This window comes from Streptomyces sp. NPDC002884 (assembly GCF_040295245.1).
Taxonomy (GTDB): domain Bacteria; phylum Actinomycetota; class Actinomycetes; order Streptomycetales; family Streptomycetaceae; genus Streptomyces.
Genome location: NZ_JBEOVB010000015.1, coordinates 153,975 through 178,392 on the forward strand (window position 1 = coordinate 153,975; position 24,418 = coordinate 178,392).

Consider the following 24,418-nt stretch of genomic DNA (forward strand, 5'->3'; position numbering starts at 1 on the left):
GCGCGGGGGCAGGCCCCAAGCGCCGTACGGTCACCCGTCCTTGGCGAGCCCGCGCAGCTGCGTCTCGGAGCCGTTGAAGAGATTCTGGTCACCCGGCAGGCTGCCGCTGTCGGCGTACTGCCAGAAGGTCCACGTCGGCCATCCGGCGGGCAGCGTTCCGGCGTCCGACGCCCGGTGACGGGCTATCCACAGGGGGTGATCCGCGGCGAAGGCGCCGCTGCCGCCCGTGCAGAGATTCCACCAGTGGGTCGTCGTGTAGATCACCGGGCGACGGCCGGTGAGCCGGTGCACCTCGTCGCTGAAGGCCCTGATCCAGGCGACCATCGCGGCCTCGGTCAGGCCGTAGCACCGGCGCCCCCGGTCGTAGGGGTTGTACTCGACGTCGAGGGCGGGCGGCAGGGTCCGGCCGTCGGCGCTCCAGCCGCCGCCGTTGTGTACGAAATGGGCGGCCTGCTCCGTGCCCGAGCCCTTGTCCGGCAGGGCGAAGTGGTAGGCGCCGCGCAACAGCCCGGCGGCGCCGGCCCCGGCGTACTGCGCCTCGAAGTAGGGATTGCGGTAGGCGGTGGACTCGGTCGCCTTGACGTAGACGAATCTCGCCCCCGCGGCCTTCGCCCCGGCCCAGTCGACGGCCTTCTGGTGGGACGAGACGTCGTGCCCCTTCGGCGGCTCGGCCGCGTGGACGGGCGTCTGCGCGAGCACGGTGCCCGCCGCGGCGAGCGCCGCGGCGCAGGCCGCCCGGACGCGGCCGCGGCGACGCGGTGACGGAGTGTGGGCGCGGGCCATGATTCCCCCCGGAACGACGGCGTGCGGACGAGCCGTCCAGAGGCTAGGGGAAGCTCCGCGGGCATCGGTGGACGACGGTCGATATCCAGTCGATATCCGGCCGATCACCTCAAGGAGGTGATGTATACCGATATGCGATCTTTCGGAGGGGCGGATTCCGGCCTACCGTGTCCGCGCCCGGCGGCGGCCTCCGACGGCTCCTGGCAGGATCGCGGCATGGCTGAGCAGCGACGCGAGCAGGGGGACGCCCGGGACCACCGGGACGGCGTGCAGGACGGGGCGGAGGGGCGGGGGAGACACGCCGTCCTCGAGGAGGCGCGGGCTTGGGAGGCGCTCGTCACGGCGGCCCGCCGCACCGTGACCGACGGGCTGGTCGTCGGCACTTCCGGCAACGTCTCCGTACGCGTCGGCGACACCGTGCTGGTCACGCCGTCGGGCGTGCCCTACGAGCGGCTCACCCCCGACGACGTCACGGGCGTCGACCTCGCCGGCCGGCAGGTGCTCGGCACCCTGCGCCCGACGAGCGAGCTGCCCATGCACCTCGCCGTCTACCGCACCACGGACGCCGGGGCGGTCGTCCACACCCACGCCGTGCACGCGACCGCCGTCTCGACCCTCGTCACCGAGCTGCCCCGCGTCCACTACATGGCGGGCGCGCTCGGCGGACCCGTCCGGGTCGCCGCCTATGCGACCTACGGCACCGAGGAGTTGGCCGAGAACATGCTCCGCGCCCTCGTCGACCGCAGCGGCTGTCTCCTCCAGAACCACGGCACCCTCACCCACGGCGCCACCCTCGACCAGGCCTACGACCGCACGGCCCAGCTGGAGTGGATGTGCCGCCTGTGGCTGACGGCCTCCTCCGTTCCCGGCCTGAAACCGGCGCTCCTGACGGAGGGGCAGGTCGCGGAGGCGGGCGAGCGACTGCGCGGGTACGGGCAGCGGGAGTGACCGGCCGTCCCCCGACCGGCTCCACCACTGGCCGGGAGTGAGGCGGGCCAGGACACTGGACGGGTGCGCACTGTCACAGCGACGGCCGCCGCCGTCACCGCAGCCCTGGCCGCCGGCGCCGCCACCGTCGCCGCCGGCCGGCTGGCCAGCGACGCCGCTCTCAAGGCGCCGCCCGGCCGGCCCCTGCCCACCGAACCCCGGCTCACCGTGCACGGCACGGCCGCCGGCCGGATCACCCTCACCCGTGATCTCGCCGCGCTGCGCCCCGGCACCTACGGCCTCGCGGGCAACGGCTCCCACGCGGTCGTGGGTCCCGTCCTGCCGACCGCCCCGCACTCCGCCGACACCGTCGTACGCCGGCTGGAGCGGGTCACCCACGGCAGTCTGAGCTCCGGCGACGCGGTCTGGCTCACCCCCAACCTCCATGTGGGCAACCCGAGCAGTGCCCTCGGCCTCGACCACGCCGACATCGACGTCCCCGGCGAGCTGGGCAACCTGCCCGCCTGGTTCGTGCCCGGCCCGCGCCGCACCTGGGTGATCGCCGTGCACGGCCTGGGCACCACCCGGGAACACGCCCTGAACCTCATGGGCTTCCTGCACCGCCGCCGCTTCCCCGTCCTCGCCCTCGCCCATCGCGGCGACCTCGGCGCGCCCCGCTCCCCGGACGGCCTGAACCACCTCGGCGAGACCGAGTGGCGCGACCTGGACGCGGCGATGCGGTACGCCGTGCGCTACGGCGCCGAACGCGTCGTCCTCTTCGGCTGGTCCACCGGCGCGACCATGGCCCTGCGGGCCGCCGCCGACTCGGGGCTGCGCGACCTCGTCTCCGGGCTGGTGCTGGACTCCCCGGTCCTCGACTGGCGGACGACGGTGCGTGCCCTCGCCGCCGCCCGGCACACCCCGGGCGCCCTGCTGCCGCTCGCCGTCCGTGCCGCCGAGGGCCGCACCGGGCTGCACACCGGCCCCGGCGGCCACGGGGACACGGTCGCCGACCCGGAACGGCTGAGGGTCCCGACCCTCGTCCTGCACGGCCCCGACGACACCGTCGCCCCCTGGGGCGCCTCCCGCCGCCTCGCCGCCCTCCGCCCCGAGCTGGTCACCCTGCACACCGTCCCGCACGCCCCCCACGGCGCCATGTGGAACCCCGACCCCGCGGCCTACGAGGAAGCCCTGCGCCGCTTCCTGACCCCGCTGATGTGACCCGCTGACCCGACCCGTTGATCCGGCCCACCGGCGTGACCCGCCGACGGACCCGCCGACGGACCCGCCGACGGACCCGCCGACCGGGCCCGAGCGGTGCGCCCCGACCGGGCGGCCGGACCGGTGCCGCTGGTTCCGTTTAAGCCCGTACCACTGGCCTGAAGGCGCCTCTCCGCCCGTCACGGAACCCCGTGCCTTGGCCAGTCCCGTAGCCCGCCGTGACATTCCGTTTGGGTTTTCGGACCGTCAACCGGAAGACTGCACCCGTGACGTCCCGTATCCCGCGCGACTCCAGGCTTCGACTCGTCCGCCCGCGACCCCTGGCCGCCGCCCCCTCAGCTGTGAACGAGCGGCGCCCGCGCCGCCCCGCACCCCGCCCGCCGGAGGGCACCCCGGCCCCCGCGGAGCTGGCCAGAATGGCGCGCTCCGGACTGGCCGCCGCGGCCCGTGTCGCCCGCTGGGCCGACAACGCCCTCGGCCCCGGCCGAGACGCCGCCACGACCGACGGCAAGGCCACCCTCTCCGACGCGACCGCCGAACGGGCCGCCAGTGACCTGGGCCTGACCACGGACCGGATCCGCGCCGACTGGGACACCGCCCGCCTCGCCGGCCTCGTCGAGGTGCACGGCGGCAGCGCCCGCCCCGGCTGGCGGCTGCGCGCCTGGAACCGCGACGACAGCGCCGTCCTGCGCGGCTGGGTGGCCCTGTTCGACGCCTGGTCGCTGGCCTCCCCGGAACCCGGGGACCAGGAGCCCGCCGCCGTCGCCGAGGTCGTCTCGGCCATGCCCCAGGTGCTCTCCTTCCTCCAGCTCTCCGCCGGGCCCGTCCCCGTGGAGCAGCTCCTGGACCTGCTGCGCCAGCGGGTCACCGAACTGCGCACCGAGCGCTGCGAGGTGCCCTACGGCGCCGGCTCGGAACCCACGACCCCCGTCGCCCCCGTCCTCCTCTCCGCCGACGCCGACCCGGCGGAGCCCGCGCAGGACGCCGAACTCGCCCCGCTCCTGGACTGGGCCCTGCACGCCCTCGCCGCCGTGGGCGCCCTGACCTGCGGCGCAGGCCAGGCCACCCTCACCCCGCTGGGCAGCTGGGCGGTCTGGGTCAAGCTGGAGCAGATCTGCGTCGCCGCGCAGAGCCCCGCCGGAAACATCGAGCAGTCGGCCGAGGCGATGCTCCGCGGCTGCGCCCAGCTGCGCCCGAACGCGGCCCGCGCCGAGTACCGCGCCTGGCTCGCCGCCCGGACCGTCGGCAGTGCCGTCGCCGAGCTGCTGTTCGCCGCCCGTGGCGACGACGCCCTGCTGCGCGGCCTCGCCTTCGAGGCGCTGCGCGTCGTGGGCGCCCCCGCCGAGCCCGATGTCCGCGCGGTCGTCGACGAACCGGCCCTGCGGCCGTACGCGCTCCTGTGGCTCGCCGAGCACGACGGCGTCGACCCGGAGGACGCCCACGAGGTGCTCACCCGGCAGGAGGCCACCTGGCTGTGGGTCGACACCGCAGCGGCCGTCGCCGACCACGGCGAGGCGCCGATGCTCGTACGTCACCTGGAGTCCGCGCTCCAGCCGACCGTCCCCGCCCTGCTGACCGAGGTGCGCGCCGTCGGACATCCGCGCACCGTGCAGGTGCTGGTGGCGCTCGCCGCCGCGCACCCCGACCCGGCGCTGGCCAAGGCCGTCCGCCGGGCCGCCTTCCAGGTGCACACCGGGGGCAGCTGAACGAGTCCGGCACGGGCTCCGCGCGGGCGACCCCACAGGTTCCGGCGGGGCTCTCAGCCCTGTATCTCGGGCGCGTACGTGCCGAAGCTCCAGAGGTTGCCCTCGAGATCGCGGGCCATGTAGTCCCGGGAGCCGTAGTCCTGGTCCGTCGGGGGCATCAGGATCTCCGCGCCGTGCTCCACTGCCCGCCGGTGGTGTGCGTCGACGTCGTCCACCACGACGTACACCCCCGTCGGGCCCGCGTCCTTCATCGCCGTGTCGAAGACCCCGCCGCGCCCCTTCGAGCCGAGCATCACCGCGCCGTTGCCCTGCACCAGCTCGGCGTGCACGACCGAGCCGTCCTCGCCCTCGTAGACGGACAGCTCCGTGAACCCCAGGGCCTCCGTGAGCTGCCGGATCGCCGCCTTCGCGTCGGTGTACAGCACCGTCGGATAGATGCTGGGCCGCCCGCTGTTCGTGCCTGCCATGCCGATCACTCCCTTGTGATCAATGCCGGATTCGTCACCCGCTGCCCAGTCTGGCACCCGCCACCGACAACGCCCCCGCGAGGAGGATCCGGCGGGAGCGCGTGAAGATCGAACACCTGGACCCAGAAAAAATGCTTGCACGGTCCCGTTAGACTGGCCCTCATGGCCATTCTCCTCGCGCATTAGACGGCGGGAACGTCCTCGGCCGCCCATCCCGCCAACGACCCCCGCACTGGAGTCTGTCCGTGATCTCCGCCTCCGGCATCGAGCTGCGCGCCGGTGCCCGCATCCTCATCGAGAACGCCTCCTTCCGCGTGGCCAAGGGCGACCGCATCGGTCTGGTCGGGCGCAACGGCGCCGGCAAGACCACGCTGACCAAGGTCCTGGCCGGCGAGGGCATCCCGGCCGCCGGCCAGGTCACCCGCTCCGGCGAGGTCGGCTATCTCCCGCAGGACCCCCGCACCGGCGACCTCGACGTCCTCGCCCGCGACCGCATCCTCTCCGCCCGCGGCCTGGACATCCTGATCCGCAAGATGCGCGAGAACGAACAGCGGATCGCGAACGGCTCGGGCGCCACCCGTGACAAGGCGATGCGCCAGTACGAGCGCCAGGAGACGGAGTTCCTCACCAAGGGGGGCTACTCCGCCGAGGCCGAGGCGTCCACCATCGCCGCCGCGCTCAACCTGCCCGACCGGGTGCTCGGCCAGCCCCTGCACACGCTCTCCGGCGGCCAGCGGCGCCGGGTCGAACTGGCCCGCATCCTGTTCTCCGACGCGGACACGCTGCTCCTCGACGAGCCGACGAACCACCTCGACGCCGACTCGATCGTCTGGCTGCGCGACTACCTCAAGACCTACCGCGGCGGCTTCATCGTCATCAGCCACGATGTCGACCTGGTCGAGACGGTCGTCAACAAGGTGTTCTACCTGGACGCCAACCGCTCCCAGATCGACGTCTACAACATGGGCTGGCGGCTCTACCAGCAGCAGCGCGAGTCCGACGAGAAGCGCCGCAAGCGGGAGCGCCAGAACGCCGAGAAGAAGGCCGCCGCGCTGCATTCGCAGGCCGACAAGATGCGCGCCAAGGCCACCAAGACGGTCGCCGCGCAGAACATGGCCCGCCGCGCCGACAAGCTGCTCTCCGGCCTGGAGGCGGTCCGCCAGTCCGACAAGGTCGCCAAGCTCCGCTTCCCGGAGCCCGCGCCCTGCGGCAAGACGCCCCTGATGGCCGAGGGCCTGTCGAAGTCCTATGGCTCGCTGGAGATCTTCACCGACGTCGACCTGGCCATCGACAAGGGTTCCCGGGTTGTCATCCTCGGTCTGAACGGCGCGGGCAAGACGACCCTGCTGCGGCTGCTCGGCGGCGCGGAGCGGCCCGACACCGGCGAGGTCGTCGCGGGCCACGGCCTCAAGCTCGGCTACTACGCACAGGAGCACGAGACCCTCGACCCGGAGCGCTCGGTCCTGGAGAACATGCGTTCCGCCGCCCCCGACCTGGATCTGGTCGAGGTGCGCAAGACGCTCGGCTCGTTCCTGTTCTCCGGCGACGACGTCGACAAGCCCGCCGGCGTGCTCTCCGGCGGCGAGAAGACCCGGCTGGCCCTCGCCACCCTCGTGGTCTCCTCGGCCAACGTGCTGCTGCTCGACGAGCCCACCAACAACCTCGACCCGGCCAGCCGCCAGGAGATCCTCGGCGCGCTGCGCACCTACAAGGGCGCGGTCGTCCTCGTCACCCACGACGAGGGTGCCGTGGAGGCGCTCCAGCCCGAGCGGATCATCCTGCTGCCCGACGGCGTCGAGGACCTCTGGGGTGCCGACTACGCGGATCTGGTCGCGCTCGCCTGATCGGGAACGGGCCCCACGGCGTGCTCCGGCAGGTGGTCCGACACATGATCCAAGACGTGATCCACGACGTGATCCACGATGTTGGATCATTCGTCTGGATCATTCGGCCCACCGGTGATCCATCATCTGTGTGAGATCTCCTCGTATCGAGGTGTGTCCTACATCGATTTTTCGGCCGATCCCTTTGTCGACAAGGGATCGGCCGTCGCGCGTCTCTGACCTGCCACTTCGCACAACAACCCGTTCGGCCCCACGAACACCACCGGGTGGAATCGTGCATTCCACTTGTGGGGACGCGCTCCTGTCGTCAAAACCCTGTCGCACGGACCTTGCCGAATGGGTGGCCATCGCGCGCCGGAGGGGTGATCATGAGGATGACCAGAGCGCACTTCCCATGAGGAGGCACGGGTGGCCGAGACTCTGAAGAAGGGCAGCCGGGTGACCGGCGCCGCGCGCGACAAGCTCGCGGCAGACCTGAAGAAGAAGTACGACTCCGGTGCGAGCATTCGGGCGTTGGCCGAGGAAACCGGTCGCTCGTATGGCTTCGTCCACCGGATGCTCAGCGAGTCGGGCGTCACGCTGCGTGGGCGTGGCGGGGCGACCCGAGGCAAGAAGGCCGCCTCGTCCTGACCCGGTGCGGCCCACCGCTTTCGATGGTGACGGTGGCCACCCGGTCGGTTGTCCGATCGGCCGGGTGGTTACTGTGCAGTCACTTAGCTGACCGCTAGCTGACCGCACTCATCGGAGGCGCCTCATGGCCACGCCTGACCAGGAACTCGTTCCCCTGCTCGACAAGGACGGCGTACGGCTCACCGTCGACGACGCGCTCGCCACGGTGACCCTGGCCAACCCGGCCAAGCGCAATGCGCAGAGCCCCGCCATGTGGCGGACGCTCGCCGAGGCCGGGCGGCTGGTGCCGGGCTCCGTCCGCGTGGTCGTGCTGCGTGGCGAGGGCAAGTCCTTCTCCGCGGGGCTCGACCGGCAGATGTTCACGCCCGAGGGGATCGAGGGCGAGCAGTCCTTCATCGATCTCGCACGCAGTGGCGACGCCGAACTCGACGCCGCCATCGCCGGGTTCCAGGAGGGCTTCACCTGGTGGCGGCGCAACGACCTCGTGTCCATCGCCGCCGTCCAGGGCCACGCCATCGGCGCGGGCTTCCAACTGGCTCTCGCCTGTGACCTGCGCGTCGTCGCCGACGACGTGCAGTTCGCCATGCGGGAGACCGGCCTCGGCCTCGTACCGGACCTGACGGGCACGCATCCCCTCGTCTCCCTGGTCGGCTACGGCCGCGCGGCCGAGATCTGCCTGACCGGCCGGTTCGTGCACGCCGAGGAGGCGGTGAGCTCCGGGCTCGCCAACATCGCGGTACCCGTGCAGGACCTCGACACCGCGACGCGTGAGCTGGCCGCGGCGATCCTGGCCGCGCCCCGGGAGGCCGTCATCGAGACCAAGGCGCTGCTGCGCGGCGCCGGGGACTGTACGTACGACGAGCAACGCGCCGCCGAGCGCGCCGCCCAGGGCCGCCGACTGCGGGACATGGCCGGCGTCGGCGAGTGACCCCCGGCTGACCGCGCCGACGGCTGACCGCCGTCCGCCGTCAGCCGACCGCCGTCACCAGTACGGCGACCGTCGGATGGTCCGGCAGCGCCTCCGACACCACGGCGCGCACCGCACGGGCCACGTCCAGGGCCCGGCGGTCCGCCCCCACCGTGATCTCCACGCGCGCGTGCCGTCGCGGCAGCGCCGCCGTCGCGTCCTGCCGCTCCTCGACGCGCACCGCCCGTCCCAGGACGCGGCTCGTACCCGTCACGCCGGGCACGGACAGCGCCGCCGTGGCCGCGAGCGCCTCGTCGCCGAGCAGGGCCGCCCCGCCCGGCACCGGCGCGCCGGAGGGTGCGGCGGACGGCTCGGGCTCCGGCCGTTCGGCGAGCATGTCGAGCTCGTCGAGCAGCGCCGTCACGGTCAGGTCCACCTCCGACACCACCAGGCCCAGCCGTTCCCCGGCGGCCGCCGCCAAGGCGCCCCGCAGCCGGGCCGCCGCCGTCGGCAGCGGCTCGGACGCCGACGTCGCGCACTCCGCCGTCATCCGCAACGGACCCGGCGCCAGCGCACTGGGCGGAGCCGGTACGACGGGCTCGGAGGCCCCGTCCGGATCCGCGGGACCGAGCCGGAGCGCCCCGAGCCGCACGCCCTCCACCTCCCGCACCGCCCGCCGCAGCACCGCCTCGGCCGCCGCCTCCGTGATCCACGCGCCGTCCCGCGGCCCGCCCAGCGGGAGCAGCCTGCCCAGGCCCAGCTGATGCCGTACCGCGCTCGTCCATCCGTCCGCCGTCATTGCTCCAGCCTGCCGCATCCCCGGGGCGCGGCCGGGCAACCGCGCTTACCGTGGTGGAAGGGACGAGGAACGAACCGGACGTAAGGACGTACGGCGATGACCGAGGCAGCAGCGGAGCAGCACCGGACGCAGATTCCCGACGGCGGCGCCGAGCCGCTGGGAACCCGCAAGACGACCAGGCGCGGCGGCGGGGATCCGGCGACCCGAGGGCGGACCACCATCGCCGACGGAGTCGTCGAGAAGATCGCGGGCCTCGCGGCACGGGACGTCCTGGGCGTCCACGCGATGGGCAGCGGGCTCAGCCGCACCTTCGGCGCCGTACGGGACCGGGTGCCCGGCGGCTCGAAGTCGGTGACCCGAGGGGTGAAGGCCGAGGTCGGCGAGGTACAGACCGCGCTCGACCTGGAGATCGTCGTCGACTACGGCGTGGCCATCGCCGATGTCGCACAGGCCGTACGGGAGAACGTGATCGCGGCCGTGGAGCGGATGACCGGACTGGAGGTCGTCGAGGTCAACATCGCGGTGAGCGACGTCAAGCTGCCCGACGAAGAGGACGAGGAGCCGGAGCCCCGGATCCAGTGACACGCAGTCGGCCGGGTGACCGGACCGCTGAGGGGAGAGCACCTTGAGCATGGCCGTGGTCGGCATGATCGCCGGCATGGCGCTGGGCTTCGCCGGATACTTCGGCGGGTTCGGGGCCTTCCTCCTGGTGGCGGCGCTGGGCGCCATCGGGTTCGTCGTCGGCCGGTTCCTGGAGGGGGACCTGGAACTCGGCGACTTCTTCCGCACCCGCGACGACCGGCGCCGGTGACCTCCATGGACGAGGGGGACGCCGGCGTCGGCGTCGGCGGGCGCCCGTCCGTCGTCGCCCCGGGTGCGCGCGGCGCGACCCGCATCGCCGACCGGGTCGTGGCGAAGATCGCCGCCCAGGCCGCGCGGGAGGCGGTCGGCCCCCTGCCGCCCGACGCCGCGGGACCGCACGCCACGGTGGTCGTCCACCATGAGGCCGCGCACGTCCGGGTCCATCTCGAACTCGACTACCCGACCGATATCGGCGGACGCTGTCACCGGGTGCGTCGACATGTCACCGAGCGGGTAGGCGCGTTGGTGGGAATGGACGTCCCGGAGGTCGCCGTCCAGGTGGAACGGCTGCACCTGACAGCGGCCCCCGGCGTGGCGCACGGGAGGGCGCGATGAGCGAGCCCGGAGGCTTGCAGGGCAGCACACTGCCCGTTCTGGAGAAACCCACGAAGGAAGACGGTGCCGCCGCGGCGGGCCCCGCGGACCACCGCTTCTGGTCGGCGCGCCGCCGGCCGGCCGCTGTCGTCGCGGCGCTGCTGCTGGTCGTCGCCGCCGCCTTCCTCTACGACGTGGCGGCCGTACGCGCCCACCGGTCCGCCATGGCCTGGCGGAGCGGACTCGCCCGGCAGCTCGCCGAGCGCCCCCTCGACGACATCTGGGTGCTGGTCGGCGCCGGGGTCGCGGCGGCCCTCGGCCTGTGGCTGATCCTCCTGGCCGTGACCCCGGGCCTCAGGGACCTCCTGCCGATGCGCCGCACCCACCCGGACGTACGGGCGGGCCTCCACCGGGACGCGGCCGCGCTGGTGCTGCGCGACCGGGCCATGGAGGTCGCCGGTGTGCAGTCGGCACGGGTGCGCACCGGCCGCCGCAAGGCCGACGTCCGCGCGCTCTCCCACTTCCGCGACCTCGACGACGTGCGCGCCGACCTGGACGCCGTGCTCACCGACGCGATCCGTGGCCTGGGACTCGTCCGGCCGCTCGCCCTGTCGGTCCATGTGCGGCGACCCGGGAAGAAGGGGTGAGGACGATGCTCGGTACCGTCAACCGTGTGCTCCTCGGAGTCGTCGGGCTGGTGCTGCTCGCCGTCGGCGGCGCGGTCCTGGCCGTGGGCCTGGGCGCCTCCGCGCCCTCCTGGTGGCTTCACGACGGCCCGCACGACACCCTTCTCACCACCGCCGAACGCACCCGCTGGCGCGGCGACGCCTGGTGGTGGCCGACGGTGATCGCGGTCCTCGCGCTCCTCGTCCTGCTGACCCTGTGGTGGCTGACGGCGGTCCTGCGCCGCCGCCGGCTCGGCGAGCTCCTCGTCGACACGGGCGACGGCGCGGGCGCGCTGCTGCGGGGGCGCGCCCTGGAGGGCGTACTCGCCGGCGAGGCGGAGCGGCTGGACGGCGTCGCCCACGCCCAGGTGGCGTTGAAGGGCCGGAGGGAGGCGCCCGAGGCACGGGTCCGCCTGGTGCTGGAGCCCCACGTGGACCCGGCGACGGCACTGGACCATCTGACGGCGCAGGCCCTGACCCACGCGCGGGATTCGGCGGCGCTCGCGGCACTGCCCGCCGAGGTGCGGATGAGAGGCGTCAAACACAAGGCCGAAAGGGTCAGTTGAGGCACCGGGGAGCGCGGGCGGGTGCCGGCCGACGGCTCCGGCTCCGCCCCCGGACCGCAACCGTGCCCGCACCCGCCCCCGGACCGTGACCGGTCCCGGCGCCCGTCAACCGCCCTTGACCGGTCCCTGCGCCCGCCGGTCGTCCGGGACCGGTCCCCGTGCGTGCTGCCCGGTTCTGACCGTCTCCCACGCCCGGCGCCCTGTTGTGGCGTGTCCCGTGCCCGCCACCTGGGCGTGACCGGACCCCGTGCCCGCCACCTGGGCGTGACCGGTCCGCGTGCCCCGTGCCCGGCCGTGGCCGGACCCCGTACCCGGCGCGTCGGCCGTGGCCGGTCTCCGCGCCCGGCGTGGGACGTGGTCAGAACCCGTGCCGCATTCCGCCGTCGACCGGCACCATGAGGCCCGTCAGATAGGAGGCCGCCGGCGACAGCAGGAACGCGGCCGTCCGGCCGAACTCCGCCGGAGCCCCGTACCGCCGCAACGGAATCCGGGACTCGTTCGCGGCCCGGGTGGCCTCGGGGTCCGCCGACAGCCCGTCCAGCTCCCGCACCCGGTCGGTGTCGATACGGGCCGGCAGCAGCCCCACGACCCGGATCCCGCGGGGCCCCAACTCGTCGGAGAGCGACTTCGCGAACCCGGCCAGACCCGGCCGCAGGCCGTTGGAGATGGTCAGCCCGGGAATCGGCTCGTGCACCGAGCCCGACAGCACGAAGCCGATGACCCCGCCCGCCTCCAGCTCGGCGGCGGCCGCCCGCGCCAGCCGGACCGCCCCGAGGAACACCGACTCGAACGCGGTCTGCCACTGCTCGTCCGTGTTGTCCGCGACGAACCCGGGCGGCGGACCGCCCACGCTCACCAGCACCCCGTCGAACCCGCCGAAGGCATCACGCGCCGTCGCGACGAGCCGCTCCGCCGCCCCGGGGTCGGCGTTGTCCACGGCGACCCCGACCGCGTTCGGTCCCAGCTCGGCCGCGGCGTCGGCGACGCGCTTCTCGTCCCGTCCGGTGAGCACCACCTTCGCGCCGTCCGCGACGAGCTCGCGCGCGGCGGCGTTGCCGAGGCCGCGGGTCGCCCCGGTGACCACGTACACCCGGTCCTTCAGTCCAAGATCCATGGCTCCTATCCTGCCTCCTCCGCGCCGAACAGGGCGAGGGCGGTGTTCACCAGGCCGATGTGGCTGAAGGCCTGCGGGAAGTTGCCGAGGTGCCGGCCGGTCCTCGGGTCGTACTCCTCCGCCAGCAGCCCCACGTCGTTGGCCAGGCCCACGAGCCGTTCGAACAGCTCCCGCGCCTCTTGTCTGCGGCCCGTCATGTGCAGCGCGTCCGCGAGCCAGAACGAGCAGGCCAGGAAGGTGCCCTCGTCGCCCGGCAGGCCGTCGACGGTCGCGCCGTCCGTGCTGTAGCGGCGCAGCAGACCGCCGTGCCCGAGCTCCGCGCGGACCGCGTCGACGGTCCCGACCACGCGCGGGTCGTCCGGCGGCAGGAAGCCGACGCGCGGGATGAGCAGCAGGGAGGCGTCCAGGTCGCGCGAGCCGTAGTACTGGGTGAACGTGCCCCGCTGCGGGTCGTAGCCCCGCTCGCACACCTCCTGGTGCACCTCGTCGCGCAGGGCCCGCCAGCCCGTCAGATCGCCGCTCAGGTCGGGGTACTCCTCCAGCGCGCGGACGGCCCGGTCGGCGGCCACCCACACCATCACCTTGGAGTGCACGAACTGGCGCCGGCCGCCGCGCACCTCCCACAGCCCCTCGTCCGGCTGCCGCCAGTTCTCGCAGAGCCACTTCATCAGCGCGCACTGCAGCGACCACATGTGCGGCCGGGGCGACATGCCGGCGGTCCGGGCCAGCGACAGCGAGTCCATGACCTCGCCGTAGACGTCCAGCTGGAGCTGGTCCACGGCGCCGTTGCCGATGCGCACCGGTTTGGAGTCCGCGTAGCCGGACAGCCAGGGCAGCTCGCACTCGGGCAGTCGGCGCTCGCCCGCCAGCCCGTACATGATCTGGAGGTCCGCCGGATCGCCCGCGACGGCGCGCAGCAGCCAGTTGCGCCAGGCCTCGGCCTCGTCCTCGTAGCCGGCCGCAAGGAGGGCGCCGAGGGTGAGGGTGGAGTCGCGCAGCCAGCAGTAGCGGTAGTCCCAGTTGCGCACCCCGCCCATCTCCTCGGGCAGGGAGGTGGTGAGCGCGGCGACGATACCGCCGGTGGGGACGTACGTGAGGGCCTTGAGGGTGATCAGGGAGCGGACCACGGCGTCCCGGTGGGGCCCGGAATAGCGGCAGCGGGCGGCCCACGCCTGCCAGTCGTCGACGCTGACCCGCAGCGCCTCCCACGGGTCGACGAGCGGCGGGCGCGACTCGTGCGAGGGGTGCCAGGTCATGACGAAGGCGACCGACTCGCCCTCGGCGACGGTGAACTCCGAGTAGGTGGTGAAGTCCTCGCCCCAGGTGTGTACCTCCGGCTCGCTGCGGAACCAGACGGCGTCGGGGCCGCCGATCGCCACCCGGTGGCCGTCGGCCCGGCGCATCCACGGGATGATCCAGCCGTAGTCGAAGCGCAGCCGCAGCGCGCTGCGGACGGTGACCCGGCCGCGCAGCCCCTCGACGATGCGTACGACGTCGGGGGCCTTGTCGCGTTGGGGCATCAGGTCGGTGACCCGGATCGCGCCCTCGTCGGTCTCCCATTCGGTGTCGAGGACGAGGGTGTCGGGCCGGTAGGCGCGCCGGGTGCAGGGACCCTGCACGCCCTGGGGGGCGATGCGCCAGTGGCCGTTCTCCTCCTCGCCGAGGAGGCGGGCGAAGCAGGCTCCGGAGTCGAAGCGGGGCAGGCAGAGCCAGTCGACGGAGCCGTCCATGCCGACCAGGGCGGCGGTCTGTTCGTCGCCGATGAGCGCGTAGTTCTCGATGCGGGGGTGCACGCAGTTCCGGGTTCCCGGCGGGCCCCGGGGGCAATCAGGGCTGCGGCCGGGCGGGTGACGGCGGGACCGCCGGGGCGCCCGCGCCCGGGGTGTCACGACGCCGGGCCACCGGGCTGTCGTCGCCGGCCTGCGGTCGTCCGGCGTTTCCGGCGACGAGGTGACAGCCGGGCGGTCGGGGGTGCCGTCGCCGGCCCTCGGTCGTCCGGCGCTTCCGGCCTTTCCGGCGTTTCCGGCGAGGGGGCAGCCGGACAGTCGGACAGTCGGGCGGCAGGGGTGTCGGGCGGCCGGACAGTCGGACAGTCGGGCGGTCAGCAGCCGGGCGGCCGGAGCGTGGTCGCCGGTCTTCGGCCGGCAGGCGGGTCAGGCGGGTCGGCGGTCGGGCGAGCGGGCGGCGGGCGGCGGGCGAGCAGGATGCTCGCGGCCTCGCGCACGGCCCGGTCCGTGGCAGCCGCTGCCGCCGGTTCCGCGGCCGTCAGACCGTCGCCGGCTCGGCCTGTTCCGTCTCCCGGACGGCGGCCTGAGCCCGGTCGCGGGTCTCGCGGCGGACCAGGATCACCCAGCCGACGGGGACGCCCACGGAGAACAGCCACCACTGGATGGCGTACGCGTAGTTCAGGGCCGCGTCCTCGCTGCCGGGCCGCCCGACCAGCTCCGGGCTGTCGCCCTTCGGCTCGGGCGCCGTCTGCGCGATGTAGCCGCCGAGCACCTGCGTGCCGAGCCGCCGGGCCTCCTGCTCGCTGTTGATCAGCATGATCTGCCGGTCCGGCAGTCCCTTGAGGTCCTTGATGCCGCTCGCCGCGGTCGTCTCGTCGGGCATCAGCCGCCCGGTGACGGTGACCCGGCCGGCCGGCGGCGCGGGGACCTCGGGGAACGAGGTCTGACTCGGGGCGTCCGCGGGGATCCAGCCCCGGTCGACCAGCAGCACCTTGCCGTCCGTCAGGACGAACGGGGTGAGGACGTGGAAGCCGACCGTCTCGTCGGCGTTGACCCGGCGCCTGACGACCACTTCGTGCTCGGTGTCGAACGAGCCGGTGGCGGTGACGCTGCGGTACCGCTCGCCGCGGGTGACGGCGTGCCCGGGGGTGGTCAGCCTCTCCACGGGCACCGCCTCGGCGGTCAGCGCGTCGGAGACCAGCTGGTTGCGCGCGGTGCGCTCGTCGTAGCGATGCATCTGCCAGAAGCCCAGCCTGATCATCGTGGGGATGAGGAGGAGGGAGACCAGCGTGAGGATCACCCACTGCCGGGACAACAGGAAGCGGTACACCCCACGACCGTACAACTCGGTCGTGGGGCGCATTCGGCCGGGTACCGGAAGGGGTTCTTCCGGTGTGGGCCCCGGCAGCGGCCGGGTGGGCTCACACCTTGTCGACGATGCCCGCCCTGCCCTCCGCGCGGGCGCAGTGCGCGCCGCAGTACCAGTGACCCTCCACCTCGACGCCCTGGCCGATGATCTGCACCCGGCAGTGCTCGCAGATGGGGGCCATGCGATGGATCGCACAGGAGAAGCAGTCGAAGACGTGGATCGCGCCCTGCGCGTGCACTTCGAAGGTCATTCCGTAGTCATTGCCGCAAACTTCGCATCTCGCCATGCGCCACAGGGTGAGCCGTCGCCCCCGCGCGGGCGAGCGGGCGGCGGGCGAGTCGCGCGGCAATCACCCGTACGCACGGGTCACTCGTCGGCGGGCTCCACATCCCGCAGGAGTTGCCCGAAGGCGGCCTCGTCGACGACGGGCGTCCCGAACTGCCGCGCCTTCACGACCTTCGAGGTGCCCGAGTCGGGGTCGTTGGTGACCAGCAGGCTGGTCAGCCGGGACAGGCTCGTGGCGACGTGCAGCCCCGCCTCGGCGGCCCGGTCCTCCAGCAACTCCCGCTCGATCGACGTGTCGCCCGAGAAGGCGACCCGCATGCCCTGCTTGAGGCTTTTGCCGTCTTCGTACCGGCCGGGGTTGGGATGGGGGCATGCGGGCCTTTTGCGGGACGGCCGCCAACTGCCGGGCCGATAGCTGCCGTAGCCACTGCCCGGACCGCTCGCCTGCCTGCCGATCCCGGGCGCGGGCCGGTCGGCCCACTCGGTCAGCGGCCTGCACTCGAGCAGCGGCAGCCGGACACCGCCCGCCGCGGCGGCCCGCAGACTCGGCCGGAACGCCTCGGCGAGCACGCGCGCGTCGTCCAGCGCGTGGTGCGCCCGCTGCTGCACCACGCCGAAGTGGGCCGCCAGCGACTCCAGCTTGTGGTTGGGCAGCGGCAGACCGAGCTCCTTGGAGAGCGCGATGGTGCACAGCCGCTGCCGCACCGGCGCCTCGCGCTCCGCGCGCGCGTACTCCCGCGCGATCATCTGCCAGTCGAAGACCGCGTTGTGCGCGACGAGCACCCGCCCGTCGAGCCGGGCGGCGAACTCCGCGGCCACCTCCTGGAAGAGGGGCGCACCCTCGAGCACGTCGCTCGTCAGACCGTGGATCCACACCGGGCCCGGGTCGCGCTCCGGGTTGACCAGCGTGTACCAGTGGTCCTCCACCTCGCCGCGCGCGTCCAGCCGGTAGACGGCGGCGGAGATGATCCGGTCGTCCCGGGCCAGGCCGGTGGTCTCCACGTCAACGACCGCGTACCCCGGGGGATACGCGGTCGGCCACTCCGTGGGGGAGGACGCTGTCGTCGTGTGGTCTTCGAGCATGGTCACTGAGGATACGGGCCCCCACCGACACCTCGCTTCACCCGCCCCGAAGTGGGGGCGTACGAAGCCCTTCGGGCCGTACGGGAGTTCGCGGGGCGCACGCGCGCGTGCCCACGGTTCTCGGCTGATACCCGGCCAATTCCGGCTCGCCGGGAGCTGGTTCACCGCGCCGGTCCCCTCCGGCCGGCCCGGGCGTCCCGGCCCGGCGTGCCCGCACCCGCACCCCACCCGCTCCCGCTCCCGCACCCGCTCCCGCTCCCGCTCCCGCGACGACGAGCGTCGGTGCGGGGCAGGCGCCTTTCGGGGTGCCATCCTCCGTGCTGTGACGGAACCCACCCACGCCGAGGCCCACGGAGGCTCGCTCGGATCCCGGCTGAACTGGCTGCGCGCCGCGGTCCTCGGCGCCAACGACGGCATCGTCTCCACCGCGGGCCTCGTCGTCGGCGTGGCCGGCGCCACGGACGACCGCTCGGCCCTGCTGACGGCCGGCCTCGCCGGTCTGCTCGCCGGGTCGATGTCCATGGCGGCGGGGGAGTACGTCTCCGTGTCGACCCAACGGGACTCCGAGAAGGCCGCCCTCGCGCTGGAGCGGCGGGAGCTGCGCGAGCAGCCGGAGGCCGAGCTGGCGGAGCTGACCGAGCTGCTGGTGGAGCGCGGACTGTCCGGGGAGGTGGCCCACGAGGCCGCCGTCCAGCTCACGGAACGGGACGCCCTGAAGGCCCACGCGCGCGTGGAGCTCGGCATCGACCCCGACGACCTCACCAACCCCTGGCACGCGGCCTGGGCCAGTTTCCTCGCCTTCACGGCCGGCGCCCTGCTCCCGCTGCTCGCCATCGTGCTGCCTCCGTCGGACTGGCGCCTCCCGGTGACCGTCGCCTCCGTCCTGGCGGCCCTGGCCGGCACCGGATGGAGCAGCGCCCGCCTGGGGGCGGCGGCACCGGGACGCGCGGTACTGCGCAACGTGGGGGGCGGGGCGCTCGCGATGGGGGTGACCTATCTCCTCGGGGCGTTGCTGGGGGCGGCGGGCGTGTGAGGGGCGGGGCGGTCGGCGGCGGTCATCCTGGCGGGCGGTGCGTCCGTGCTGGGCGCCGGTTGGTGGAGATCGCCAACAAGCAAGCGCGTACCGTCGGTAATACTTGTGGGTAACAACGTCTAGCCGCAGCCCATCAGCCGTTCTACGGTGCCCACATGCCGAACCTGCCCGATGTCGTGCTGTGGTCGATACCCGCCTTCGTGCTGCTCACCGTGGTCGAGGTGATCAGCGTCCGGCTCCATCCCGAGGAGGATGCGGCCGGGTACGAGACCAAGGACGCCGCGACGAGCGTCGGCATGGGGCTCGGGAGTCTCGTGTTCGACTTCGTCTGGAAGATCCCGATCCTCGCGATCTACACGGCGATCTACGAGCTGACCCCGCTCCGTGTCCCGGTCCTGTGGTGGACGCTCCCGCTGATGCTGCTCGCGCAGGACTTCTTCTACTACTGGTCCCACCGCGGCCACCACGTCATCCGCGTGTTGTGGGCCTGTCACGTCGTCCACCACTCCAGCGAGAAGTTCAACCTCACCACCGCCCTGCGCCAGCCCTGGACCACACTGACCGTCTGGCCGTTCTACGTCCCGCTCATCGCCCTCGGCGTCCACCCGGCGGCGCTCGCGTTCTGCTCCTCGGCCAACCTCGTCTACCAGTTCTGGATCCACACCGAGCGGATCGACAGGATGCCCCGGTGGTTCGAGTTCGTGTTCAACACGCCCTCCCACCACCGCGTCCACCACGCCTCCCAGGGCGGTTACCTGGACCGCAACTTCGGCGGCATCCTCATCGTCTGGGACCGGCTCTTCGGGTCGTTCGTGCCCGAGATCGACCGGCCCGTCTACGGGTTGACCAAGAACATCAACACGTTCAACCCGATCAAGGTGGCCACGCACGAGTACGTCGCGATCGTCAAGGACGTGAGGTCGGCGCGCAGTTGGCGTGAGCGGACGGGACGGGTGTTCCGCGGGCCCGGCTGGCAGCCCGCGTCCGCTCCGGCGCCCTCGTCCACGGCCGCCGCGGTCGAGGAGACCACGGCCGCGTGACCCGTTCCCGCGTCCTCCTCGGTCTGTTCGCCCTCGCCGCGGCCGTCGACCTGCTCAGCCTCGCGGTCGGCCACGACACCGGGCACACGGTGGCCAAGCCCCTCCTCATGCCCCTTCTCGCCGCCTGGGCGGTCCTGCGTGGCGCGCCCCGGCTCCTGGTCGCCGCCCTCCTGTGCGGCTGGGGCGGCGACACCCTGCTGCTGTTCGACGCCGACCCCGCCTTCCTCGCCGGCATGGCGTCCTTCGCCGCAGGCCATGTCTGCTACCTGGTGCTGTTCGCCCGCGTCGGCCGGCCCCACGCGGGCGGCGCCCTCCTCGCCCCCTGCTACGCCATCGCCCTGATCGCCACCGTCGCCCTGCTGTGGCCGGACCTCCCCGCGGACCTGCGTCTCCCGGTCGCCGTCTACAGCACGCTGCTCACGGCCATGGCGTACTCCGCCACCACCCGGCTCGGCCCCGTCGCCGGCGCGGGCGGCGCGCTGTTCCTGCTCTCCGACACCCTCATCGCCACCGGCGTCGCGGACTGGCCCCAGCCCCCGCGCCCCGACCTGTGGATCATGCTCACCTACATCGCCGCACAGGTCCTGCTGGTCCTCGGCGCGACAGGCCGCCGCCGTCCGACAGCCGACCCTCGTCCCTTGATCCTCAACACCTGAGCTCAACCATTGATCCTCGAGTACTGATCATCAACCCTTGATCGGCAGCGGCAACGCCGTCAACAGGCCCGACACCGCGACCACCACCCCCAGCGCGACGATCTCCACGCGCGCGGGGGAGCAGGCGGCCAGCGGGTCGGGGGCCCGGCGCAACCGTGTCCGCGCCCACAGGGCGAGCAGGGCGACCGCGCCCACGACGAGCACCTTGGCGAGCAGCACGCGCCCGTACGCCGTCGTCGTCAGCTGTTCGAGCACCGTTCCCGAGGGCATCCGGCGCAGAGAGCTGCACAGCCCGGTCGCGGTGATCCCGGCGAACAGGACGGCCGCCACGCGCGCGTAGAGCCCGAGCAGCGCGGCGCCCGCCTCGGTGTCGTCCCATCGCCGCAGTGTGCGGAGCACGTTCAGCAGGCCGCCCGCCCACAGTGCCGAGCACGTCAGATGCACCACCGTCAGCCCGGAACCGATCATCGGCGTGGACTCGGTGGGCGGGTGCGCGCGCAGCGCCTCGGCCAGGACCACCGCCGCGAGCGGCCAGACCTGACGGTTCGGCCGGCGCGTGAGCGCGCACAGCCCCGCCACGGCGAACGCGATCGCCTCCAGCAGCGCGAGAACACCGCCGCGCGAGCCATGGCCGTGCGGCGCCAGCTCACCGGCGGTGGCCGCGGCCGCGAACCCCACGACCGCCGCGTACGGCGCCCAGCCGGTCGGCCGGCCGGGCGGGGCGCCGGGCACCCATCGGGCGAGGCCGGCCGCGAACAGCTCGCCCACCTGCACGCACAGCGCCGCGAACAGCAGCGTCCGCAGCAGCGCGACCACGCCGGAGTCCGCGGCCGCGGCCTCCCCGGTGCCGTGCGCGGCGACGGAGGGCCCGAGCAGCGGGATCAGCGCCGCGAGTCCCACCAGGGCGAGCAGCGCCACCGCCCGGCCGGGGCCGGTTCGGCGTATGGATTCGGTCGCGTCGGTCGGTCGTATGAGGGCCATGCCAGGATCTTCACCATTCCCGGCAAATCAGGGCAACTCATCCTGAACCGGCCAGGGAGTGCGGCATCGGTGCGGGAGGGGATCGTCCGGAGGATCAGAGCCAGCGTGCCGGATCGGCTCCCCAGGGCCCCGGCGGCCGCGCCCAGTCGCCCGGCCCGCCGTCGAACGACACCGGCGGAAGGGCGTGGCGCAGCCGTCCCAGAGGGCTGTCGGTCTCGGCGAGCCAGGGGCCGGGACCGACGCTCCGGCCCCCGCTGACCTCCCGGTCCCGCGCCTTGGTCATCCCTTTGCCCTCCCCTTCGCCCATCCGGACGCCCTCGTTCCGCCCCGCCTCGTTCCGATCCGGCCCGATCCGGCCCGCCCCGCTCCGGACGTCCCCGCCGGGCGCGTCCACGCCCTCGCTCGCCCGGGCCTCCTCGGTGAGCCATGCCGCGGTCCGGGCCAGCGACAGCCTCACGAACCGGCTGCCGCCGTCGTGCGACTGGTCGGTCAGCGCCCGCAGCACGGCCGCCGCCAGCAGATAGCCGGTGCCGTGGTCGAGAGCCTGCGCGGGCAGCGCGCCCGGCCGCTCGGCGGAGCCCTCGACGGTCGCGATGCCGGTGGCCACCTGGACCAGGCTGTCGAAGCCGCGCCGCCCGCCCCACGGCCCGTACGCGCCCCACGCCGACACCTGTGCCACGACCAGTCCGGGCCGGCGCTCGGCCAGTGCCTCGGGGGAGAGCCCGAACCGGTCCAGGGCGCCCGGCCGGTAGCCGGTGACCACGACGTCCGCCGCCGCCAGCAACTCCTCGAAGGCGCGCCGGTCCGTCGTCAGGTCCAGCAGCGCCGAGCGCTTGCCGAAGCCCGTGTCGGCGTGCTGATCGGGCAGCTCGGGCAGATGGGGCGCGTCGACCCGCAGGACGTCCGCGCCCAGCAGGGCGAGGGTGCGGGTGGCGACCGGCCCGGCCAGGACCCGGGTCAGATCCAGGACGCGCAGTCCGGCGGCGGGCAGCAGCGGGCCGTCCTCCAGCGGCGCGAACGTACGCGTGCGTGCCCCGTCCGCCCGCCCCCGCTCCACCAGGGGACGGGCGGCGATCAGGGCCGCCTGCTCCTGCGCCGCCCACTCCTCGGGCGTGCGCGACGCGACGGCCAGACCTCCGGCCGCGTACACCGCGTCCTCCACATCGAGGGCGGAGCGCTCCGCGAGCGACGCCCCGACGACGTCCGGGTCGGCGCCCTCCGGCAGTGCCAGCGCCCTGAGCAGCCGCTCGCGGTGGTGCGGGTAGTTGGCGTGGGTGCGCACCCATCCGTCGGCCGTCCGCCAGAACCGCGACAGCGGCGCGAAGAGGACCGGGGCTCGCCCGTCGACCAGCAGCCGCCGCTCGCTGACGAACGCGGTGGCCACCGCGCCGTCGTCCACCCGCACCCCGGGCACCTCCGGGAGGCCGGCGCGTCGCGCCCCCAGTTCGGCGCCGGCCAGCGCGCACACGCCCACGCAGGCGCGCGCCAGTTCCCGTACGGGAAGACGCGCCTGTAGGGCGTCCTCCCGGACGACGGTCGACACGCGCGTGAGGAGAGCGGGATCGCCGCCCAGCTCCGACCAGGCGAACTTGATTCCAGTCATGACTGAACTATGCATTATTGATTCAATCAATATATTGCTCCCCGTGGTGCACCATCGGCCGTACCACGTCACGCCCGGCGGACGCTCCACGCACGCACGAGGGCCGGGCGGATGTCCGCCCGGCCCTCGCGTCGTCCTTCGGACGGCTACTTCACGGCACGCAGCGCGTTCACGACGCCGAAGCCGAAGAAGGCGTTGAGGCGCTTGCCGCCCACGCAGGTCGCGTCCACGATGCCGTCACCGTTGCCGTCGTACGGCTCGGTCGGGCACGCGGTGCTGTCGGCCTGGAGCTTGAGCAGCGCCTGGAGCTGGGCCGGGCTCGCGTGCGGGTGGGTCGACTTCAGCAGCGCGGCCACACCGGCGACGTGCGGGGACGCCATGGAGGTGCCCTGCAGGAAGCCGTACGTGTTGTTCGGCAGCGTCGACAGGATGCGGCCGTTGGCGGACGGGGTGTCCGGGATCTGGTACTTGTCGCCACCCGGAGCCGCGACGTCGATCGCGCCCAGGCCGTAGGTGGAGTAGTACGACTTGGTGCCCTTGACGCCCGTCGCGCTCACCGTGACGACCCCCGGCAGCTGGGTCGGGACGTCGAAGCACTCGTGCGGGTCGACGGTCCGCTCCACCGGCGTGGAGTCGTCCGGGCTGGAGGCGTCGACCAGCGAGTCGGAGTCCAGGTCGTGGTTGGAGTTGCCCGCCGAGGCGACGTTGAGCGTGCCCTTCTTCTGGGCGTACAGCTGGGCCCTGTTGACCGCGTCGACTATCGCCTTCTGGTCGGGGTCGTCCATGCAGTTGTACAGCCACGGGTCGACGTAGTAGCTGTTGTTCGTGACCTCGACGCCGTGGTCGGCGGCGAACACGAAGGCGCAGACGACGTTCTCCGGGTAGAAGAGGCCGTCCTTGGGGTCGCTCACCTTGATGCCGGCGACCTTCACGCCGGGCGCGACACCCGCCACACCGATGCCGTTGCGGGCCGCGGCGATCTCCCCCGCGACATGGGTGCCGTGGTAGTCGTCCGCCGTGTAGGGACGCCAGGCGCCCTCGCTGGTGTCCGCGACGCCGCCGACGCAGTTCGCCGACTGGGACGCGGAGAAGTTCGGCGCGAGGTCCGGGTGGGTGTCGTCGACGCCGGTGTCGATCACGGCGACCGTCACCTTCTTGCTGCCCGGGTTGATCCCGGCGGCCTTGTCGGCGCCGATCGCGCGCAGGTCCCACTGGTCGGCCTCGAGCGGCTCGCTCTGGCCCGCCGCGTCGGAGGCCTTCTCGATCTTCGCGGCCTCCGCCTTGGAGAGGACCTGGGCCGCGCCCTCGTCGGTGGTCCCCGCGGCGGTCAGCGGCGCGGTACGGGTCGCACCCGCCGACTGCACGCCGCGCACCGCGCGTATCTGGGGCCCGAAGTCGGGGTTCGCCGAATGGACGACGATCACGCCGATCTTCTCGTACGTCGCGACGACGGTGCCGCCGGCCGCGGCGATCGCCTTCTTCACCGACCCGATCGTGCGGTGGTCCACCTTCGTGTTGACGACGTACGCCAGGGTTCCGGCATCGGCCGTCTGGGTGGCGGAAGTCGTGACGGGTACCGCGGAGGCCGCCGTCGGCAGGAAGCCGAGGGAGGCGGTCAGCGACAGCACGACGGGCACCGCGAGTGCGAGGCGGCGTCTGGAAGGCAGATGAGCCATGGGGTCTCCACATCATCCGGAAACGGGACCTGACCCAAGCGCAGGTGCTGCTTGGGCAGGTACATGACGGGTGGTGCTGGTCCCGAAGCTATCTCCCTGACTCGCCGGCCAGCAATGACTTCCAGGCGGCGAGTTTGCCGACCCATGACCTGACGCCGCC

25 protein-coding genes are annotated in these 24,418 nt (G+C 73.4%); 14 read left to right on the forward strand and 11 right to left on the reverse strand.

Features of this window, described 5'->3' with window-relative positions; translation table 11 throughout:
• Positions 1–30: 30 nt before the first annotated feature.
• Entirely contained in the window at positions 31–783 is a 753-nt protein-coding gene (locus ABT070_RS27575) for a lysozyme (protein ID WP_351764561.1), read from the reverse strand.
• A gap of 216 nt (positions 784–999) precedes the next feature.
• Between ABT070_RS27575 and ABT070_RS27580 the strand changes: the two genes are divergently transcribed.
• From ABT070_RS27580 to ABT070_RS27590, 3 genes are all read left to right on the forward strand, one after another.
• A complete protein-coding gene (locus ABT070_RS27580; RefSeq protein WP_351764562.1) occupies positions 1,000–1,731 on the forward strand; it encodes a class II aldolase/adducin family protein in 732 nt (243 codons plus the stop codon).
• A 63-nt stretch (positions 1,732–1,794) separates the two neighbouring features.
• Entirely contained in the window at positions 1,795–2,931 is a 1,137-nt protein-coding gene (locus ABT070_RS27585; protein ID WP_351764563.1) for an alpha/beta hydrolase, read from the forward strand.
• 266 nt (positions 2,932–3,197) lie between these two features.
• Positions 3,198–4,637 carry a hypothetical protein gene (locus ABT070_RS27590; protein ID WP_351764564.1) on the forward strand — a complete coding sequence of 480 codons (1,440 nt, stop codon included), beginning with the start codon at positions 3,198–3,200 and terminating at the stop codon, positions 4,635–4,637.
• Between the two features lie 53 nt (positions 4,638–4,690).
• On the opposite strand, the gene ABT070_RS27595 is transcribed toward ABT070_RS27590, so the two are convergent.
• Positions 4,691–5,104 (reverse strand): VOC family protein, encoded by a 414-nt coding sequence (locus ABT070_RS27595; protein WP_351764565.1) that lies wholly within the window; start codon positions 5,102–5,104, stop codon positions 4,691–4,693.
• Positions 5,105–5,349: 245 nt separating this feature from the next.
• Here ABT070_RS27595 and ABT070_RS27600 point away from each other — a divergent pair, with 245 nt between their 5' ends.
• From ABT070_RS27600 to ABT070_RS27610, 3 genes are all read left to right on the forward strand, one after another.
• Entirely contained in the window at positions 5,350–6,948 is a 1,599-nt protein-coding gene (locus ABT070_RS27600) for an ABC-F family ATP-binding cassette domain-containing protein (RefSeq protein WP_351764566.1), read from the forward strand.
• 408 nt (positions 6,949–7,356) lie between these two features.
• Complete coding sequence (locus ABT070_RS27605; RefSeq protein WP_004002281.1) at positions 7,357–7,578, forward strand: helix-turn-helix domain-containing protein; 222 nt, start codon at positions 7,357–7,359, stop codon at positions 7,576–7,578.
• Positions 7,579–7,702: 124 nt separating this feature from the next.
• The gene (locus ABT070_RS27610) at positions 7,703–8,506 is read left to right on the forward strand and encodes an enoyl-CoA hydratase/isomerase family protein (protein WP_351764567.1); all 804 of its coding nucleotides are present in this window, start codon (positions 7,703–7,705) and stop codon (positions 8,504–8,506) included.
• 40 nt (positions 8,507–8,546) lie between these two features.
• Here ABT070_RS27610 and ABT070_RS27615 read toward each other — a convergent pair whose 3' ends face one another.
• The gene (locus ABT070_RS27615; RefSeq protein WP_351764568.1) at positions 8,547–9,284 is read right to left on the reverse strand and encodes a nucleopolyhedrovirus P10 family protein; all 738 of its coding nucleotides are present in this window, start codon (positions 9,282–9,284) and stop codon (positions 8,547–8,549) included.
• A 96-nt stretch (positions 9,285–9,380) separates the two neighbouring features.
• Here ABT070_RS27615 and ABT070_RS27620 point away from each other — a divergent pair, with 96 nt between their 5' ends.
• Genes ABT070_RS27620 through amaP form a run of 5 tightly spaced genes read left to right on the forward strand, consistent with a single transcriptional unit; the run spans position 9,381 to position 11,691 of the window.
• Positions 9,381–9,866, forward strand: a complete 486-nt coding sequence (locus ABT070_RS27620; protein WP_351764569.1) for an Asp23/Gls24 family envelope stress response protein — start codon at positions 9,381–9,383, stop codon at positions 9,864–9,866.
• Between the two features lie 43 nt (positions 9,867–9,909).
• Complete coding sequence (locus tag ABT070_RS27625; protein WP_351764570.1) at positions 9,910–10,095, forward strand: hypothetical protein; 186 nt, start codon at positions 9,910–9,912, stop codon at positions 10,093–10,095.
• Positions 10,096–10,100: 5 nt separating this feature from the next.
• Positions 10,101–10,481, forward strand: coding sequence for an Asp23/Gls24 family envelope stress response protein (locus tag ABT070_RS27630; RefSeq protein ID WP_351764571.1), 381 nt, complete (start codon positions 10,101–10,103; stop codon positions 10,479–10,481).
• Positions 10,478–11,107, forward strand: a complete 630-nt coding sequence (locus ABT070_RS27635; protein ID WP_351764572.1) for a DUF6286 domain-containing protein — start codon at positions 10,478–10,480, stop codon at positions 11,105–11,107. The genes ABT070_RS27630 and ABT070_RS27635 overlap by 4 nt, the downstream gene beginning before the upstream one ends.
• Positions 11,108–11,112: 5 nt before the next feature.
• Entirely contained in the window at positions 11,113–11,691 is a 579-nt protein-coding gene (gene amaP / locus ABT070_RS27640) for an alkaline shock response membrane anchor protein AmaP (protein WP_351764573.1), read from the forward strand.
• A gap of 358 nt (positions 11,692–12,049) precedes the next feature.
• On the opposite strand, the gene ABT070_RS27645 is transcribed toward amaP, so the two are convergent.
• The 5 genes from ABT070_RS27645 to ABT070_RS27665 form a co-directional block, all read right to left on the reverse strand.
• Positions 12,050–12,805, reverse strand: coding sequence for an SDR family oxidoreductase (locus ABT070_RS27645; RefSeq protein WP_351764574.1), 756 nt, complete (start codon positions 12,803–12,805; stop codon positions 12,050–12,052).
• Between the two features lie 5 nt (positions 12,806–12,810).
• Positions 12,811–14,598, reverse strand: a complete 1,788-nt coding sequence (locus ABT070_RS27650) for a glycoside hydrolase family 15 protein (protein ID WP_351764575.1) — start codon at positions 14,596–14,598, stop codon at positions 12,811–12,813.
• A gap of 472 nt (positions 14,599–15,070) precedes the next feature.
• Positions 15,071–15,862, reverse strand: coding sequence for an SURF1 family cytochrome oxidase biogenesis protein (locus ABT070_RS27655; protein ID WP_351764576.1), 792 nt, complete (start codon positions 15,860–15,862; stop codon positions 15,071–15,073).
• A 91-nt stretch (positions 15,863–15,953) separates the two neighbouring features.
• A complete protein-coding gene (locus tag ABT070_RS27660) occupies positions 15,954–16,187 on the reverse strand; it encodes a metallothionein (RefSeq protein WP_078615750.1) in 234 nt (77 codons plus the stop codon).
• 80 nt (positions 16,188–16,267) lie between these two features.
• Positions 16,268–17,269, reverse strand: a complete 1,002-nt coding sequence (locus ABT070_RS27665; RefSeq protein WP_351764577.1) for a DEDDh family exonuclease — start codon at positions 17,267–17,269, stop codon at positions 16,268–16,270.
• Positions 17,270–17,591: 322 nt separating this feature from the next.
• On the opposite strand from ABT070_RS27665, the gene ABT070_RS27670 reads away from it, so the two are divergent.
• From ABT070_RS27670 to ABT070_RS27680, 3 genes are all read left to right on the forward strand, one after another.
• Positions 17,592–18,302: a VIT1/CCC1 transporter family protein gene (locus tag ABT070_RS27670; RefSeq protein WP_351764578.1), complete on the forward strand. Its 711-nt coding sequence runs from the start codon at positions 17,592–17,594 to the stop codon at positions 18,300–18,302.
• 155 nt (positions 18,303–18,457) lie between these two features.
• Positions 18,458–19,342: a sterol desaturase family protein gene (locus tag ABT070_RS27675; protein ID WP_351764579.1), complete on the forward strand. Its 885-nt coding sequence runs from the start codon at positions 18,458–18,460 to the stop codon at positions 19,340–19,342.
• Positions 19,339–19,998, forward strand: coding sequence for a lysoplasmalogenase (locus ABT070_RS27680; protein WP_351764580.1), 660 nt, complete (start codon positions 19,339–19,341; stop codon positions 19,996–19,998). Before ABT070_RS27675 ends, ABT070_RS27680 begins: the two co-directional genes overlap by 4 nt.
• A 30-nt stretch (positions 19,999–20,028) precedes the next feature.
• On the opposite strand, the gene ABT070_RS27685 is transcribed toward ABT070_RS27680, so the two are convergent.
• The 3 genes from ABT070_RS27685 to ABT070_RS27695 all read right to left on the reverse strand — a co-directional run bounded on the left by ABT070_RS27685 (position 20,029) and on the right by ABT070_RS27695 (position 24,258).
• The gene (locus ABT070_RS27685; RefSeq protein ID WP_351764581.1) at positions 20,029–20,979 is read right to left on the reverse strand and encodes a CopD family protein; all 951 of its coding nucleotides are present in this window, start codon (positions 20,977–20,979) and stop codon (positions 20,029–20,031) included.
• A gap of 94 nt (positions 20,980–21,073) precedes the next feature.
• A complete protein-coding gene (locus ABT070_RS27690) occupies positions 21,074–22,582 on the reverse strand; it encodes a CoA transferase (RefSeq protein WP_351764582.1) in 1,509 nt (502 codons plus the stop codon).
• Between the two features lie 146 nt (positions 22,583–22,728).
• Positions 22,729–24,258 (reverse strand): S8 family serine peptidase, encoded by a 1,530-nt coding sequence (locus ABT070_RS27695; RefSeq protein WP_351764583.1) that lies wholly within the window; start codon positions 24,256–24,258, stop codon positions 22,729–22,731.
• Positions 24,259–24,418: the final 160 nt, after the last annotated feature.

Excerpts from the sequence above, each read along its gene's own strand:
- ABT070_RS27575 (WP_351764561.1), bottom strand. The coding sequence starts at position 783 with ATGGCCCGCGCCCACACTCCGTCACCGCGTCGCCGCGGCCGCGTCCGG.
- ABT070_RS27690 (WP_351764582.1), bottom strand. The coding sequence starts at position 22,582 with ATGACTGGAATCAAGTTCGCCTGGTCGGAGCTGGGCGGCGATCCCGCT.
- ABT070_RS27685 (WP_351764581.1), bottom strand. The coding sequence starts at position 20,979 with ATGGCCCTCATACGACCGACCGACGCGACCGAATCCATACGCCGAACC.
- ABT070_RS27635 (WP_351764572.1), top strand. The coding sequence starts at position 10,478 with ATGAGCGAGCCCGGAGGCTTGCAGGGCAGCACACTGCCCGTTCTGGAG.
- amaP (WP_351764573.1), top strand. The coding sequence starts at position 11,113 with ATGCTCGGTACCGTCAACCGTGTGCTCCTCGGAGTCGTCGGGCTGGTG.
- ABT070_RS27595 (WP_351764565.1), bottom strand. The coding sequence starts at position 5,104 with ATGGCAGGCACGAACAGCGGGCGGCCCAGCATCTATCCGACGGTGCTG.
- ABT070_RS27610 (WP_351764567.1), top strand. The coding sequence starts at position 7,703 with ATGGCCACGCCTGACCAGGAACTCGTTCCCCTGCTCGACAAGGACGGC.
- ABT070_RS27615 (WP_351764568.1), bottom strand. The coding sequence starts at position 9,284 with ATGACGGCGGACGGATGGACGAGCGCGGTACGGCATCAGCTGGGCCTG.
- ABT070_RS27620 (WP_351764569.1), top strand. The coding sequence starts at position 9,381 with ATGACCGAGGCAGCAGCGGAGCAGCACCGGACGCAGATTCCCGACGGC.
- ABT070_RS27630 (WP_351764571.1), top strand. The coding sequence starts at position 10,101 with ATGGACGAGGGGGACGCCGGCGTCGGCGTCGGCGGGCGCCCGTCCGTC.
- ABT070_RS27675 (WP_351764579.1), top strand. The coding sequence starts at position 18,458 with ATGCCGAACCTGCCCGATGTCGTGCTGTGGTCGATACCCGCCTTCGTG.
- ABT070_RS27660 (WP_078615750.1), bottom strand. The coding sequence starts at position 16,187 with ATGGCGAGATGCGAAGTTTGCGGCAATGACTACGGAATGACCTTCGAA.
- ABT070_RS27645 (WP_351764574.1), bottom strand. The coding sequence starts at position 12,805 with ATGGATCTTGGACTGAAGGACCGGGTGTACGTGGTCACCGGGGCGACC.
- ABT070_RS27665 (WP_351764577.1), bottom strand. The coding sequence starts at position 17,269 with ATGCTCGAAGACCACACGACGACAGCGTCCTCCCCCACGGAGTGGCCG.
- ABT070_RS27580 (WP_351764562.1), top strand. The coding sequence starts at position 1,000 with ATGGCTGAGCAGCGACGCGAGCAGGGGGACGCCCGGGACCACCGGGAC.
- ABT070_RS27695 (WP_351764583.1), bottom strand. The coding sequence starts at position 24,258 with ATGGCTCATCTGCCTTCCAGACGCCGCCTCGCACTCGCGGTGCCCGTC.